The sequence below is a fragment of the Sulfitobacter sp. 1A12157 genome, from assembly GCF_043557345.1.
Classification (GTDB): Bacteria; Pseudomonadota; Alphaproteobacteria; order Rhodobacterales; family Rhodobacteraceae; genus Sulfitobacter.
Map to the genome: position 1 here is coordinate 417,938 of NZ_JBIFFV010000001.1, position 13,606 is coordinate 431,543.

Consider the following 13,606-nt stretch of genomic DNA (forward strand, 5'->3'; position numbering starts at 1 on the left):
CCTTCGCTGGCTGCGCGATCTTTGCCCCAGTTGGTTCAGAAATCCAGTCCAAGGTCCAGCGTTGTCGCAGAATGTGTGAGCGCGCCCATAGAGATGTAGTGCACCCCGGTCGCTGCGACCTCGGCCAGGCGCGGCAGGGTCATATTGCCCGAAGCCTCCAGCACGATACGCCCCTGCGCCATGTCGACCGCCTGCGCGAGCATCGGCGTGTCCATGTTATCCAACAGCACCACATCTGCGCCGCCTTCGTCCAAGACCTCTTGAAGCTGTGCCAGCGTGTCGACCTCGATTTCGACCCGGATCATATGCGAGGCATTGGCCTTGACTGCCTGCAACACGGGCCGGATGCCCCCGGCGGCGGCAATGTGGTTGTCCTTGACCAAGATCGCGTCGGAGAGGGAAAAGCGGTGGTTGAACCCGCCGCCATGCAGCACCGCTTGTTTCTCAACCATGCGCAGCCCCGGCGTGGTTTTGCGGGTGCAGGTGATCCGGGTCTCGGTGCCCTTCGTCTCGGCCACGCAGGCCGCCGTCAGGGTGGCGATGCCCGAGAGCCGGCCGGCAAAGTTCAGCGCCACACGTTCCGCCGAGAGGATTGCGGCGGCGGAGCCCTCGATCTCCATCAGCGTGTCACCTTTTGCGATCCTGCTGCCGTCTTCTTTCAGCGTGCGCACGTCAAGCGTTGGATCGACAAGGTGAAAGGCCAGCCGCGCGATTTGCATGCCAGAGACGACCCCCTCGGCGCGGGCGCGCAGCCGGGCGGTATAGGTCGTGCCCTCGGGGATCACGCTGCGGGTCGTGACATCACCATAGGTGCCGAGGTCTTCCATCAAGGCGGCACGGACCAGCGGCTCAAGGATCAGGTCGGGCAGGGCGGTGGGCATTTTCAAGCGTCCTCGGGGTTGGTGCGGCGGGCCGTGGCCTCGGCCAATGTCATGAAACTGCGGGCGGCGTCGGGCAGCGTTTCGGGGTAGTCGGTGCGGCAATGCGCGCCCCGGCTTTCGCGGCGGGCGAGGGCCGCGGCGGCGATCAGGGTTGCGGTGGCGGTCATGTTTTGCAGCTGCGCACATTCGGGTTGCGCCGCTTCGATCTCTGCAATGGCCGTCAAGGCGCGGTGCAAGCCCGCCGCATCCCGCAGCACGCCAACCTCTGCGGTCATGGTCTGGCGCAGACGGGTGACGAGGGTTTCGTTCGGCGTTTCGCCAGCGGGCAGATCCGGCAGTTGTACGGCGTCATCCTCGCCCGCCTCGCATTCCTCAAGCATGTCCTGCGCCGCGCGACGGGCAAAAACCAGCGCTTCGAGCAGCCCGTTGGACGCCAGACGGTTCGCGCCGTGCAGCCCGGTCGAAGACGCCTCCCCACAGACCCAGAGCCCGGCGAGGCTTGAGCGGCCATGCGCATCCGTGGCAATGCCGCCCATATGGTAATGCGCCGCGGCGGCGACGGGGATGGGCTGGGTCACCGGGTCGATGCCGTTGCGCGCGCAGGCGGTTGCAACGGCGGGGTAGTCGGTCAGCACCGCCGCGCCCAAAGCCGCGCGGGTGTCGAGCATGGGGCGCAGCCCCGTCTGGGTCTGGGCAAAGATCGCGCGGGCCACCACATCGCGCGGGGCAAGCTCAGCAAGGGGGTGAACCGCCTCCATAAAACGCAGGCCTTCGCGGTTGATCAGATGCGCCCCGGCCCCGCGCAGTGCTTCGGTCGCCAAGGGCGCGGGGTCTTCGCCGCAGTCGATGGCGGTGGGGTGGAACTGTACGAATTCCGCATCTGCAATGAGTGCGCCCGCGCGGGCGGCCATGCCGATTACCTGACCGCGAATGCGGGCCGGGTTGGTGGTCAGCGCATAAAGCCCGCCAGACCCGCCGCCCGCCAGCAAGACCCCCGCGCCGCGCAGCATTGCCGGGGCAGAGCCTTCGGGCCGGGCCAGTTCAACCTCGACCCCGGTGACTTTGCTGCCGTCACTTTCCAAACCGCGGGCCAGCACCCCTTCGAGCACTTGGATCGAGGGTGTTTCGCGCACTTTTTCGATCAGGGCGCGCATGATCTCGGCCCCGGCTTGATCACCCTGCACGCGCACGACGCGGGCAAAGCTATGCGCCGCCTCGCGCGACATGACATAGCCCCCATCGGCGCTGCGGTCGAAGGCGGTGCCGAAATCCGTCAGGGCGAGGATATGGGCGCGGGCCTCATCCGTTACGGTGGCGGCGACGCGCGGCTCGACCGTGCCCGCCCCCGCTTTGATGGTGTCGAGCGCATGGGCTTCGGGGCTGTCGGCCTGCGCCATGGCGGCGGCCACGCCGCCCTGCGCCCAAGCGGAACTGGCCCCCGACCCCAATGGATCGGGCGAGATCAGCAAAACCGGACGCGGCGCAAGACAAAGCGCGGCATAGAGCGCGCCCAGACCGGCCCCAACGATGATGATCCTGCCGGTTGTGATCTGCTCCACGCGCGCGCCCTTCAGAGCCCGAGTTCGCGGGAGAGGTCGATCATCCGTTGCACGGCCACCCGCGCCTTGCTGGCAACCTCGGCCTCCACTTCGACGGCGCCGGACATCGTGTGCAGGGACCAGAGCACCTTTTCCAGCGTGATCTTCTTCATGTAGGGGCACATGTTGCAGGGGCCGACGAAATCGACCTCGGGCAGTTCATCGGCAATGTTCGACGCCATGGAGCATTCGGTGACCAGCATCGCCTTGGCCGGTTTTTCGCGGTGCACGTAGTCGAGGATGCCGCTGGTCGAGCCGGAGAAATCCGCCTCTGCCACCACGTCGGGCGGGCATTCGGGATGCGCGATGATGCGGGTGTCGGGGTTCCACTCGCGGTAGTCGGCGATGTCCTTGGCGGTATAGCGTTCGTGCACGATGCAGGCGCCGTCCCACCAGACGATGCGCTTTTGCGGCACCTGTTTGGCGATGTTCTGTGCCAGATATTTGTCCGGCGTCATGATGATCGTGTCGGCCTCAAGCGCGGCGACGATCTGTGCCGCATTCGATGAGGTGCAGCAGATGTCCGACGCCGCTTTCACTTCCGCCGTGGTGTTTACATAGGTCACCACCGGCGCGCCGGGATATTGCGCGCGCATCTGTGCGACGCCTTCGGCGGTGATGCTTTCGGCCAGTGAACAACCCGCTTCCATGTCGGGGATCAGCACGGTCTTGGCGGGGTTCAGGATTTTCGAAGTCTCGGCCATGAAATGCACGCCGCATTGCACGATGACATCGGCCTCGACCTCGCTCGCCTTCACGGCCAGTTGCAGGCTGTCGCCGACGAAATCCGCGATGCCGTGATAGATGTCGGGCGTCATGTAATTATGCGCGAGGATGACCGCGTTACGCTCTTTCTTCAGCTTGTTGATCGCGGCGACATAGGGCGCATGGATGGCCCAATCGGGGGGCGAGATCACGCGGTCCATCTTGGCGTAGATATCGGCCATTTCAGCCGCCAGCGCTGGCGATGGCGCGAGGTCATAATGGCGCTCAAGCTCGCTGGGCGAAAAGATTTCATCACGCATGGTCGGTCCCCCTCCGGCCTTGGCGCGTGTCACGGCACCGCGCTGGACACCACACCCGGCGTGCTGGCCATAGACGACTGGCGGGGTTTGGGCAAGCCAATACCCTTTAGGGCAAGGCGCTGGCCGCCCGGGGGCGTTAGGTGAATTTGCGGAACAAACGGGTCTGGTCGAACATGTCTTCCAGGCGTTCGGCGCGGTCCTTTGTATCCTCCCAGTTGATGTCCTGCATGGCGGAAATCACGCTCTCCACCAGCAGCAGCGTGGCCGCCGCGCTGTCCCAAGCCGAGGGCGCGACGATCCGGCTGGAGAAACAGATATCGGCAAGGCTATGCACCGGAGAGCGCCACTGGTCGGTGAAGAGGATGATCTTGGCCCCCCGCGCATGGGCCATTTCCGCCAGCTTCAGCGTGTTGTTCTCATAGCGCCGCACGTCAAAAATAACGAAAACATCGCCTTCGCCCACGTCCAGCAGGTAATGCGGCCAAGCGTTTGATGTGGACTGGATATGTGTCACCCGCGGGCGGATGATCTGGGCGTGGAGGAAGAGGTATTCGGCCATCACATGGGTGATGCGCCCGCCCACGATATAGAGCGGATGCGCGGTGTCGGCGATCATCGCGCAGGCGCGGTCGAAGGTGGCAGGCTCGATCTGGCCCAACGTATGGCGAATGTTGTCGATCACCGCATCGGTGAAACGGTTCAGCACATGGCCCGAGGGTGCGCCTTCAGCCCAAGTGTCATGTTTGGCGATGGGGTTCTTGGCCTTGGCCTTCAGTTCTTCGCGCAACTCGTTCTGAAACTCAGGGTAACCCTTGAACCCCAGCTTTTGCACCATCCGCGCCACGGTGGGGGTCGAGACATTGGCATCCTTCGCCAGCGCCGTGAGCGGGCCGAGGCCGGAAGCGGGGTAATTCTCCAAAATCGAATGGGCGAGTTGCCGTTCCGCACGGGTCAGCCGGTCCAACTCTTGCTGGATGCGATCAGAAATGGTCAGCGTCGGTTCAGCCATGGATGCCCCTCTTTTGATGAGTAATAACACAAACTGAACAGCGTTGTAATAAATTTGACATTATTCTGTTGACAGAAGCCCCCCGCCCGAATGAGGTTTGATCTAACTGAGGGGGATAGGGTGTCAGAACAGACAGATCTTTCGAATGAAGCCGTCGAGGTGATCAACGCCGGGGCCAAGGCTCCGCTGGTGTTGGTCTGCGAACATGCGGCGCGTGAGATACCGGCCTGCTACGACGGTCTGGGGCTGGATGCCGCGGCCCGCGAAAGCCATGTGGCTTGGGATCCCGGTGCCTTGGGTGTGGCCCGGGCCATGGCGCAGGATCTGGATGCGGTGCTGGTGGCCGGGCGCGTCTCGCGTCTGGTCTACGATTGCAACCGCCCGCCCGAAGCCCCGGGCGCAATGCCAGCGCAAAGCGAGATTTTCGCGATCCCCGGCAATGCCACGCTTGATGAGGCTGGCCGGGCCGAGCGGGTGGCGCGCTATTACGAGCCGTTCCGCGCGACTTTGGCGGCGACGATCGAACGGGTCGACGCGCCCGCGATCGTTACGGTGCATAGTTTCACGCCGATCTACCACGGCAAGCCGCGCCGCGTAGAGATCGGCATTCTGCACGACAGCGACACGCGCCTTGCCGATGCGATGCTCGCGGTGGCGTCGGGGTTCACGGACCTCTACGTCGAACGAAATGAGCCCTACGGTCCGCAGGACGGGGTGACCCATACGCTAAAAGAACATGGGCTGGCCCATGGTCATCCGCATGTGATGCTAGAGATCCGCAATGACCTCATCACCACCGAAGCCGACCAGCAGCAGATGGCCGAGATGATCAGCAATTGGCTCCGCGCCGCCATGGCTCGGCCCGAGATGAAGGAGGCCACAACGTGAGGTTCATGCGAGGCTATATCCGGGGCATCGACGCGATGAACCGGCGGATCGGGCGGTTCATGATGTATGGTATCTTTGTCCTGATGGGGGTGCTGCTGTGGTCCACCGTCAGTAAAGCCTTCTTCGTCCCTTCGCTTTGGACGCTGGAAATGGCGCAGTTTGTCATGGTGGGCTATTACATCTTGGGCGGTCCCTATTCGATCCAACTGGGGTCGAATGTGCGGATGGACCTCCTTTATGGCGATTGGTCGCTGCGCCGCAAAGCGTGGTTTGACCTCTTCACCGTCTTCTTCCTGATCTTCTATCTCTGCGTGCTGCTCTATGGGGCGGTAAGCTCTACCGCCTATTCGCTGGGCTACTGGGGCACCGAGCCGTTCAGCTTTTTCGGCGGCTTGATCACCGGTAGTGAAGAGGTTGGCCATATGGAGCAATCCAGTTCCGCATGGCGTCCCTATCTCTGGCCGATCAAGGTCGTGATGATCGTCGGCATCTTTCTGATGCTGCTGCAATGTCTGTCCGAGCTCGCGAAAGACGTGCTGCGGCTCAAGGGTGAGGCCATCTGATGTCCTATGAAATGATTGCGACATTGATGTTCTCGTCAATGATGCTGATGCTACTGACCGGCCAGCGGGTGTTTGGCGCCATTGGCTTTATCGCCGTGGTCTCGGCGCTGCTGCTCTGGGGCGACAAGGGCGGCTATGACATCGGTTTCGCCGCCGCGATGAAGCTAATGAAATGGTATCCGCTGCTGACGCTGCCGATGTTCATCTTCATGGGCTATGTGCTGAGCGAGAGCCGCATTGCCGATGACCTCTACCGGATGTTCCACGTCTGGATGGGTGGGGTGCGCGGCGGTCTGGCGATTGGCACGATTGGCTTGATGGTGCTGATCTCGGCAATGAATGGGCTCAGCGTGGCAGGCATGGCGATTGGCTCGACCATTGCGCTGCCGGAGCTTTTGAAACGCGGCTATGACAAAAGGATGGTGACGGGGGTGATCCAAGCGGGGTCGAGCCTTGGCATCCTCGTGCCGCCCTCGGTCGTGCTGGTGCTTTATGCGATGATCGCGCGGCAGCCGGTGGGTCAGTTGTGGCTGGCTGGGGTCATCCCGGGGCTGATGATGGCCGCGATGTTCGTCGCCTATATCGTCATTCGCTGCCGGATGAATCCCGAACTCGGACCCATCCTCTCGGCCGAGGATCGCGACATTCCCCGTGCCGAGAAGCTGCGCCTTCTGCGGGCGGGCATCCTGCCGCTGGTGATCTTTGCGGTGATGATGGTGCCTTTCGTCAATGGCTGGACAAGCTTGGTCGAAAGCTCGGCCATCGGGGCTGCGGCGGCGTTCTTTGCCGCGGTCCTCAAAGGCCGCATGACCCGCGAGGTTTTCGAGAACTCCCTGCGCAACACCTTGGGCATCACCTGCATGTTCATGTGGATCATCCTTGCCGCCCTCGCCTTTGGCGCGGTCTTCGACGGGTTGGGTGCGGTGAAGGCGATCGAGAGCCTGTTCACCGAGAAGATGAACCTCAGCCCCTGGATGATCCTGATCATGATGCAGCTTAGCTTCATCATCATGGGCACCTTCCTCGACGACACCGCGATGCTGGTGATCGTGGCGCCGCTCTATGTGCCCTTGGTCGGTGCGCTCGGCTTCGATCTGATCTGGTATGGTATCCTTTACACGATCACCACGCAGATCGCCTATATGACCCCGCCGTTTGGCTACAACCTGTTCCTGATGCGCGCGATGGCTCCGCCAGAGATTACCCTGCGCGACATCTATGCTTCGATCACGCCCTTCGTGCTGGTGATGGTCTTGGCGCTGATACTCGTCATGGTCTTCCCGCAGATCGCGACATGGCTGCCCGATTACATCTACGACAAATAACAATGAGAGCCGCGCAAAGACGGCCTGACATTTCAACAAAGGAGAGACGTATGACCACTCGCAGAAAGTTTCTATCCGGGGCCGCCGTCGCCGCCCCTGCGGCCCTCGCCGCGCCTTCCATCGTGCATGCCCAAGCGCCGATCAAATGGCGCATGCAGACCTATGCCGGCGCCGCTTTGGGTGAGCAGGTGACCAAACCGGCGGTCGATTACATCAATGCCGCCGCCAATGGCGAGATGGAGATCGAACTGTTCTACGCCGACCAGATCGTGCCCACCGGCGAGCTGTTCCAAGCGATGCAGCGCGGCACCATCGACATGGTGCATTCCGATGACGACTCCATGGCCTCGCCCACGCCGCTGCAACAATTCGGCGGCTACTTCCCCTTTGCCACCAAGCACATCCTCGATGTGCCTGTGCTGTTCAACCAGTACGGTTTGGCCGAAATCTGGAAAGAGGAATACGCCAAGGTCGGCGTTGAATGGCTGTCGGCTGCGGGCCAAGACCCCTGCAACTTCAACACCACCAAAGAGATCAAATCGGTCGCCGATCTGGACGGTCTGAAGCTCTACACCTTCCCCACCGCGGGCCGCTTCCTGTCGAAGTTCGGCGTGGTGCCGGTGAACATTCCATACGAGGACGCCGAGGTCGCGGTGCAGACCGGTGAGCTCGACGGCATGGCGTGGTCCGGCATCACCGAGGATTACACCGTCGGCTGGGCCGATGTGACCGACTACTTCCTGACCAATAACATCTCGGGTGCTTGGATCGGGTCGTTCTTCGTCAATCAGCAGCAGTGGGCCGATCTGCCGGATCACCTCAAGCAGTTGGTCATGGCCGGGATCGAAGCGGGCCACACCTACCGCAACCAGTGGTACTGGGGCGGCGAGGCGCGTCTGCGCGCGCAGGGCGACAAGCTCAAGCTTAGCACCGTGCCTGCCGACGAATGGGCCGAGGTTGAAAACGCGGCCAAGGACTTCTGGACCGAGATCGCCGAAGAGGGCGAAGTGCACGCCAAGATCGTGCAGATCTTCCGCGACTATAACGAGGTCATCAACAAAGCCGGTCCGCCCTACACCAACGGCTGAACCGACAACCGGGGGCGCGCTGCCCGCGCCCCCGCCTTACCCCCTGAAGTGGACAGAACATGCCCGGCACACTGACATTCGACGCGCTGAAAAAACTGGTCAAAGAAGGATCCGTCGATACGGTTCTTGCGTGCCTTGTGGATATGCAAGGCCGGTTGATGGGCAAACGCTTCCATGCCGTCAACTTTGTCGAGACCTCTTATAAGGAAACCCATTGCTGCAACTACCTGCTGGCCACCGACCTTGAGATGGCCACGCCCGAGGGCTTTGCCTCGACCTCGTGGGAGACGGGTTACGGCGACTACGTGATGCAGCCCGACCTCGACACGATCCGCCCGGTGCCATGGCTGGAGGGCACGGTGATGGTGCTCTGCGACGTGCTGGATCACGACACCCACCAGCCGGTGCCGCATTCCCCCCGCGCCATGCTGAAGAAACAAATCGCCCGGCTGAAGGAGCTTGGCTTTGACGCGATGATGGCGACCGAACTGGAGTTCTTCCTTTTCGAGCAAAGCTTTGACGCCATCCGCAAGGGCGGCTACCGCTACCTCACGCCGATCAGCGGCTATAACGAGGATTACAACATCCTCCAGACCACCAAGGAAGAGAACGTGATGCGCCCGCTGCGCAACCATCTCTTCGCTGCCGGTCTGCCCATCGAAAACTCCAAGGGCGAGGCCGAGGCCGGTCAGGAAGAGCTCAACATCCGCTATTCAGCGGCTCTGGACTGCGCCGATTATCACACGATCGCCAAACATGCGGTCAAAGAGATCGCTTGGCAGCAGGGCCATGCGGCAAGCTTCCTGCCCAAGTGGCACAAGGACCGCGTCGGCTCTTCCAGCCACGTCCACCAGTCGCTGTGGAAAGACGGCGAAGCGGCATTCTATGACAGCGAGGGCGCGTTGGGCATGTCCGAGCTGATGCGCCACTATATGGCCGGTCTGATCGCCTATGCCCCGGAATATACCTATTTCCTCGCCCCCTATGTGAACAGTTACAAGCGTTTCGCCAAAGGCACATTCGCCCCAACCAAAACCGTCTGGTCCGTCGACAACCGCACCGCCGGGTTCCGCCTCTGTGGGGCGGGGACAAAGGGCGTGCGGGTCGAATGCCGTATTGGCGGATCGGACTTGAACCCTTATCTGGCGCAGGCGGTCATGCTGGCCGCCGGGATCAAAGGGATCGAAGACAAGATGGAGCTTGCCCCGCCCACACGCGGCGATGCTTATGGCGAGTCCGACGCTGTCGATATCCCCCAGACCCTGCGGGCAGCAACCGAGACCCTGCGCGGCTCGACCTTCCTGCGCGAGGTCTTGGGCGACGATGTAGTGACCCATTACACCCGCGCAGCGGAATGGGAACAGGAAGAATATGACCGGGTGGTGACCGATTGGGAAATCGCCCGCGGCTTTGAAAGGGCCTGAGAATGACGACGGTAAAATGTATCTCTCCGATTGACGGTTCGGTCTATGCGGAACGCGAAACCCTGAGCACGGAAGCAGCGCAAGACGCTGTTGCCCGCGCCCGCCGCGCGCAAAAGGCATGGGCCGCGCGCCCCTTGCAGGAACGTGTTGATCTGGTGATGGCTGCGTTGAAAGAGATCGAGAATTCGACTGACCGGATGACCGAGGAACTGGCCCATCAGATGGGCCGCCCGGTGCGCTACGGCGGTGAGTTTGGCGGGTTGCAGGAACGCACCAGCCACATGGCCAAGATCGCCGCCGATGCGCTGGCCCCTACGGTAATTGAAGACAGCGCCGCCTTTAACCGCAAGATTATGCGTGAGCCGCATGGCGTGGTTTTCGTCGTGGCGCCGTGGAACTACCCTTATATGACCGCGAACAATACCATCGCGCCCGCGCTGATCGCGGGCAACGCGGTGATCCTGAAACACGCCTCCCAGACCATTCTGGTCGGTGAACATCTTGCCGATGCGTACCGCGCTGCGGGCGTGCCGGAGGATGTGTTCCAGAACGTCGTGCTGAGCCATGACACCACCTCGGCGCTGATCGCGGATAACGCCTTTGATTTCGTCAATTTCACCGGCTCCGTCGGCGGCGGTCAGGCGATGGAACGCGCCGCGGCGGGCACCTTCACCGGCGTCGCGACCGAGTTGGGCGGCAAAGACCCCGCCTATGTCCGGGCCGATGCCAATCTTGACGCGGCGGTCGACGGGGTGATGGACGGCGCCATGTTCAACGCGGGCCAGTGCTGCTGCGGGATCGAGCGGATCTATGTGCACGAAAGCCTTTATGATGCCTTCGTCGAAAAGGCCGTAGCATGGGTGAACAACCTCAACCTCGGCAACCCGCTGGATCAGGCCACGACGCTTGGCCCGATGGCCAACGTGCGTTTCGCCAATGAGGTCCGCGCGCAGATTGAAGAGGCCGTGGCGGCAGGTGCTAAGGCACATATCGAGAAGATGGATGCCGACGATGGCGGTGCCTATCTGACGCCGCAGGTGCTGACCGATGTGACCCATGAGATGCGCGTCATGCGCGACGAAAGTTTTGGCCCCGTTGTCGGCATCATGCCGGTCAAGGACGATGAAGAGGCCATTGCGCTGATGAACGACAGCCAGTTCGGCCTGACCGCCGCGATCTTTACCGCCGATGCCGAGGCTGCCGAGGCCATCGGCCAGCGGTTGGAAACCGGCACCGTCTTCTTGAACCGTGCCGACTATCTGGACCCGGCGCTGTGCTGGACCGGCTGCAAGCAAACCGGGCGCGGCGCGGGCCTGTCTGAACTGGGCTATCACGCGCTGACACGCCCCAAATCCTACCACCTCAAGAAAGCCTGAGACATGTCCCTGACTGCAAATTGGTCTTACCCCACCGCCATCCGCTTCGGCGCGGGCCGGATTAAAGAGATTGCCGAGGCCTGCGCCGCTGCGGGCATCAAGAAGCCGCTGCTGGTCACCGACAAGGGGCTGGCCTATCTGCCGATCACCCAGTCCACACTGGACCTGATAGAGACCGAAGGTCTGGGCCGCGCGATGTTCTCGGACGTTGACCCGAACCCGACCGAGATGAACGCCGAGGCGGGCATCAAGGTCTACCGCGACGGCGGCCATGACGGCGTGATCGCCTTCGGCGGTGGCTCCGGTCTCGATCTGGGCAAGGTCATCGCCTTCATGGCGGGCCAGACCCGCCCCCTGTGGGATTTCGAAGACATCGGCGATTGGTGGACCCGCGCCGATGCGGATGGCATCGCGCCCATCGTGGCCGTGCCGACGACCGCCGGCACAGGCTCGGAAGTGGGGCGCGCCAGCGTCATCACCAATTCCCAGACCCATGAGAAGAAGATCATCTTCCACCCCAAGATGCTCCCCGCCGTCGTGATCTGCGACCCGGAACTGACCGTCGGCATGCCGCCGATGATCACCGCAGGCACCGGGATGGACGCTTTCGCCCATTGTCTCGAAGCCTTTTGCTCGCCGCATTACCACCCGATGAGCCAAGGCATGGCGCTGGAAGGGATGCGGCTGGTGAAGGAATACCTGCCGCGGGCCTATGCCGATGGCAGCGATCTCGAGGCGCGCGGCCACATGATGTCCGCCGCCGCCATGGGGGCCACCGCCTTCCAGAAGGGTCTCGGCGCGATCCATGCATTGAGCCACCCGATCGGCGCGGTGCATCACACGCATCATGGCACCACCAATGCGGTGGTCATGCAGCCGGTGCTGCGCTTCAACCGCCCGGCGGTGGAGGAGCGTCTGGCCAAGGCCGCGGCCTATCTCGACATCGTCGGTGGCTTCGACGGGTTCTACGACTATGTCGGCAAGCTCAACGCGGAACTCAACATCCCCGCGACCCTGACCGACCTCGGTGTCACCGACCCCGACATCGACGCGCTGGTGACCTCTGCCTTGCAGGACCCAAGCTGCGGCGGCAACCCCATCGAACTGACGCGGGAGAACACGACGCAGTTGCTGCGTGAGTGTTTCCAGGCACCCGTTTGACTGATAAGACAAAAAGAAAGGGCCGCATCACGCGGCCCTTTTTCGAATTTTGGCGAGATCACTCTGTCGGCTTTGCCTCTTCCTCGGTCTCGGCGTCTGCCTCGGCCTCCATCTCGACCTCGGGGCCGACCGAGACCAGATAGGCCCAGACGTCCTTCGCATCGTCCTCGTCCTTCAGACGGTAGGACATCTTCGATTTCGCACTGGTCTGGTCGAGGTAGTCGGCAAGGAACCCCTTGGTGTCGGCGAGATAGGCGACGAAGTCTTCTTCGTTCCATTTCAGGCCGGCCTCGCCCGCTGCGACGATGGAATCGCCATAGCGGTAATCCTCAACCGACCCCGCGACGCGGTCGAAAATACCATAAAGGTTCGGCCCCGTGCGGCCGCCCTTCTGGATGTCGTTGCCCTCGTCATCGGTGATCATGTGGCAGCTTTTGCACTTGCGAAAGACCTTCTCCCCGGCCTCGGGGTCGCCGCTGGCGTGGCTTTCCGCCAGAAGGGGCGTGGCGCCGAGGCAGAGTGTCAGGATCGTTGCGATGGATGTTTTCATTTGGGGTTCCTCCGGTTTCCGGTGAGAGACTAGCGCCGCGGACGGCCGGGTAAAGACGGCGCCGTTGCGCCAAAATGAAGCAGCGGCGGCGCCTTGGGGGGTTATTGGTTGAGCCGAAAGGCAATTCCCCCGATAAGCGGCGGTGGATTTTTCGCAAGGGGACCAGATGGGCGACGGGCAATGCACAACCGGGATCATACTGCCGGCATGGGTCGACGGCATACTGCAGCCGGTCGAGAAGCTCTCGGCGCATAAGCGCGGGTTGCGGCACAAGGCGGTCTCGGTCTTCGTGATGGATGGGTCGCGCTTGCTGCTGCAACGGCGCGCGCTTGGCAAGTACCACACGCCGGGGCTCTGGGCGAATACCTGCTGCACCCATCCGGCCTGGGAGGAGCCTGCCGAGCTCTGCGCCGCGCGGCGGTTGCGGGAGGAGCTGGGGATCACCGGCCTCGCGCTGCGGCACCGCGGGCAGGTGGAATACCGCGCCGACGTGGGCGGCGGGTTGATCGAACACGAGGTGGTCGAGGTCTTTCTGGCCGATGCCGAGGCGGGGCTGAAGATCGCGCCGAACCCGGAAGAGGTCATGGAGACGCGCTGGCAGGACCTCGACGATTTGCGCGTGGATCTGGCCCGCAATCCGCAAGCCTACACCCCCTGGCTGCGCATCTACATGGACCAGCACGCGGGGCTGATTTTCGGCGGCCACGGCAATGAGTGA

General features: G+C 62.6%; 13 protein-coding genes. 8 read left to right on the top strand and 5 right to left on the bottom strand.

Annotation, left to right across the window (positions count from 1 at the left end; all coding sequences use genetic code 11):
* Window positions 1-35 precede the first annotated feature (35 nt).
* From nadC to ACGYLC_RS02135, 4 genes are all read right to left on the bottom strand, one after another.
* Window positions 36-881: a carboxylating nicotinate-nucleotide diphosphorylase gene (gene nadC / locus ACGYLC_RS02120; protein WP_394398308.1), complete on the bottom strand. Its 846-nt coding sequence runs from the start codon at window positions 879-881 to the stop codon at window positions 36-38.
* Between the two features lie 2 nt (window positions 882-883).
* Window positions 884-2,440, bottom strand: coding sequence for an L-aspartate oxidase (locus ACGYLC_RS02125; RefSeq protein WP_394421410.1), 1,557 nt, complete (start codon window positions 2,438-2,440; stop codon window positions 884-886).
* A gap of 11 nt (window positions 2,441-2,451) precedes the next feature.
* Complete coding sequence (gene nadA / locus ACGYLC_RS02130) at window positions 2,452-3,504, bottom strand: quinolinate synthase NadA (protein ID WP_394421411.1); 1,053 nt, start codon at window positions 3,502-3,504, stop codon at window positions 2,452-2,454.
* A 136-nt stretch (window positions 3,505-3,640) separates the two neighbouring features.
* Window positions 3,641-4,513 (bottom strand): MurR/RpiR family transcriptional regulator, encoded by an 873-nt coding sequence (locus tag ACGYLC_RS02135; protein ID WP_394398314.1) that lies wholly within the window; start codon window positions 4,511-4,513, stop codon window positions 3,641-3,643.
* Window positions 4,514-4,633: 120 nt separating this feature from the next.
* Between ACGYLC_RS02135 and ACGYLC_RS02140 the strand changes: the two genes are divergently transcribed.
* From ACGYLC_RS02140 to ACGYLC_RS02170, 7 genes are read left to right on the top strand one after another with little or no spacing between them, the layout of a single operon-like run.
* Window positions 4,634-5,401, top strand: a complete 768-nt coding sequence (locus ACGYLC_RS02140) for an N-formylglutamate amidohydrolase (RefSeq protein ID WP_394421413.1) — start codon at window positions 4,634-4,636, stop codon at window positions 5,399-5,401.
* A gap of 5 nt (window positions 5,402-5,406) precedes the next feature.
* The gene (locus ACGYLC_RS02145; protein ID WP_394421813.1) at window positions 5,407-5,964 is read left to right on the top strand and encodes a TRAP transporter small permease subunit; all 558 of its coding nucleotides are present in this window, start codon (window positions 5,407-5,409) and stop codon (window positions 5,962-5,964) included.
* Window positions 5,964-7,289, top strand: coding sequence for a TRAP transporter large permease subunit (locus tag ACGYLC_RS02150; RefSeq protein ID WP_394398318.1), 1,326 nt, complete (start codon window positions 5,964-5,966; stop codon window positions 7,287-7,289). Before ACGYLC_RS02145 ends, ACGYLC_RS02150 begins: the two co-directional genes overlap by 1 nt.
* Before the next feature lie 50 nt (window positions 7,290-7,339).
* Window positions 7,340-8,377: a TRAP transporter substrate-binding protein gene (locus ACGYLC_RS02155; protein ID WP_136720278.1), complete on the top strand. Its 1,038-nt coding sequence runs from the start codon at window positions 7,340-7,342 to the stop codon at window positions 8,375-8,377.
* A gap of 59 nt (window positions 8,378-8,436) precedes the next feature.
* Window positions 8,437-9,801: a glutamine synthetase family protein gene (locus ACGYLC_RS02160; RefSeq protein WP_394421415.1), complete on the top strand. Its 1,365-nt coding sequence runs from the start codon at window positions 8,437-8,439 to the stop codon at window positions 9,799-9,801.
* A 2-nt stretch (window positions 9,802-9,803) separates the two neighbouring features.
* The gene (locus ACGYLC_RS02165) at window positions 9,804-11,177 is read left to right on the top strand and encodes an aldehyde dehydrogenase family protein (RefSeq protein WP_394421416.1); all 1,374 of its coding nucleotides are present in this window, start codon (window positions 9,804-9,806) and stop codon (window positions 11,175-11,177) included.
* Between the two features lie 3 nt (window positions 11,178-11,180).
* Window positions 11,181-12,338: an iron-containing alcohol dehydrogenase gene (locus ACGYLC_RS02170; RefSeq protein WP_394421418.1), complete on the top strand. Its 1,158-nt coding sequence runs from the start codon at window positions 11,181-11,183 to the stop codon at window positions 12,336-12,338.
* Window positions 12,339-12,396: 58 nt separating this feature from the next.
* Here ACGYLC_RS02170 and ACGYLC_RS02175 read toward each other — a convergent pair whose 3' ends face one another.
* Complete coding sequence (locus ACGYLC_RS02175; protein ID WP_394421420.1) at window positions 12,397-12,888, bottom strand: c-type cytochrome; 492 nt, start codon at window positions 12,886-12,888, stop codon at window positions 12,397-12,399.
* Between the two features lie 166 nt (window positions 12,889-13,054).
* Here ACGYLC_RS02175 and idi point away from each other — a divergent pair, with 166 nt between their 5' ends.
* Entirely contained in the window at window positions 13,055-13,606 is a 552-nt protein-coding gene (idi, locus tag ACGYLC_RS02180) for an isopentenyl-diphosphate Delta-isomerase (protein WP_394421421.1), read from the top strand.

Bases quoted from the DNA above. Each gene is read 5' to 3' on its own strand.
- nadC (WP_394398308.1), bottom strand. From the start codon at position 881: ATGCCCACCGCCCTGCCCGACCTGATCCTTGAGCCGCTGGTCCGTGCC.
- nadA (WP_394421411.1), bottom strand. From the start codon at position 3,504: ATGCGTGATGAAATCTTTTCGCCCAGCGAGCTTGAGCGCCATTATGAC.
- ACGYLC_RS02135 (WP_394398314.1), bottom strand. From the start codon at position 4,513: ATGGCTGAACCGACGCTGACCATTTCTGATCGCATCCAGCAAGAGTTG.
- ACGYLC_RS02145 (WP_394421813.1), top strand. From the start codon at position 5,407: ATGCGAGGCTATATCCGGGGCATCGACGCGATGAACCGGCGGATCGGG.
- ACGYLC_RS02150 (WP_394398318.1), top strand. From the start codon at position 5,964: ATGTCCTATGAAATGATTGCGACATTGATGTTCTCGTCAATGATGCTG.
- ACGYLC_RS02155 (WP_136720278.1), top strand. From the start codon at position 7,340: ATGACCACTCGCAGAAAGTTTCTATCCGGGGCCGCCGTCGCCGCCCCT.
- ACGYLC_RS02160 (WP_394421415.1), top strand. From the start codon at position 8,437: ATGCCCGGCACACTGACATTCGACGCGCTGAAAAAACTGGTCAAAGAA.
- ACGYLC_RS02165 (WP_394421416.1), top strand. From the start codon at position 9,804: ATGACGACGGTAAAATGTATCTCTCCGATTGACGGTTCGGTCTATGCG.
- ACGYLC_RS02170 (WP_394421418.1), top strand. From the start codon at position 11,181: ATGTCCCTGACTGCAAATTGGTCTTACCCCACCGCCATCCGCTTCGGC.
- ACGYLC_RS02175 (WP_394421420.1), bottom strand. From the start codon at position 12,888: ATGAAAACATCCATCGCAACGATCCTGACACTCTGCCTCGGCGCCACG.
- idi (WP_394421421.1), top strand. From the start codon at position 13,055: ATGGGCGACGGGCAATGCACAACCGGGATCATACTGCCGGCATGGGTC.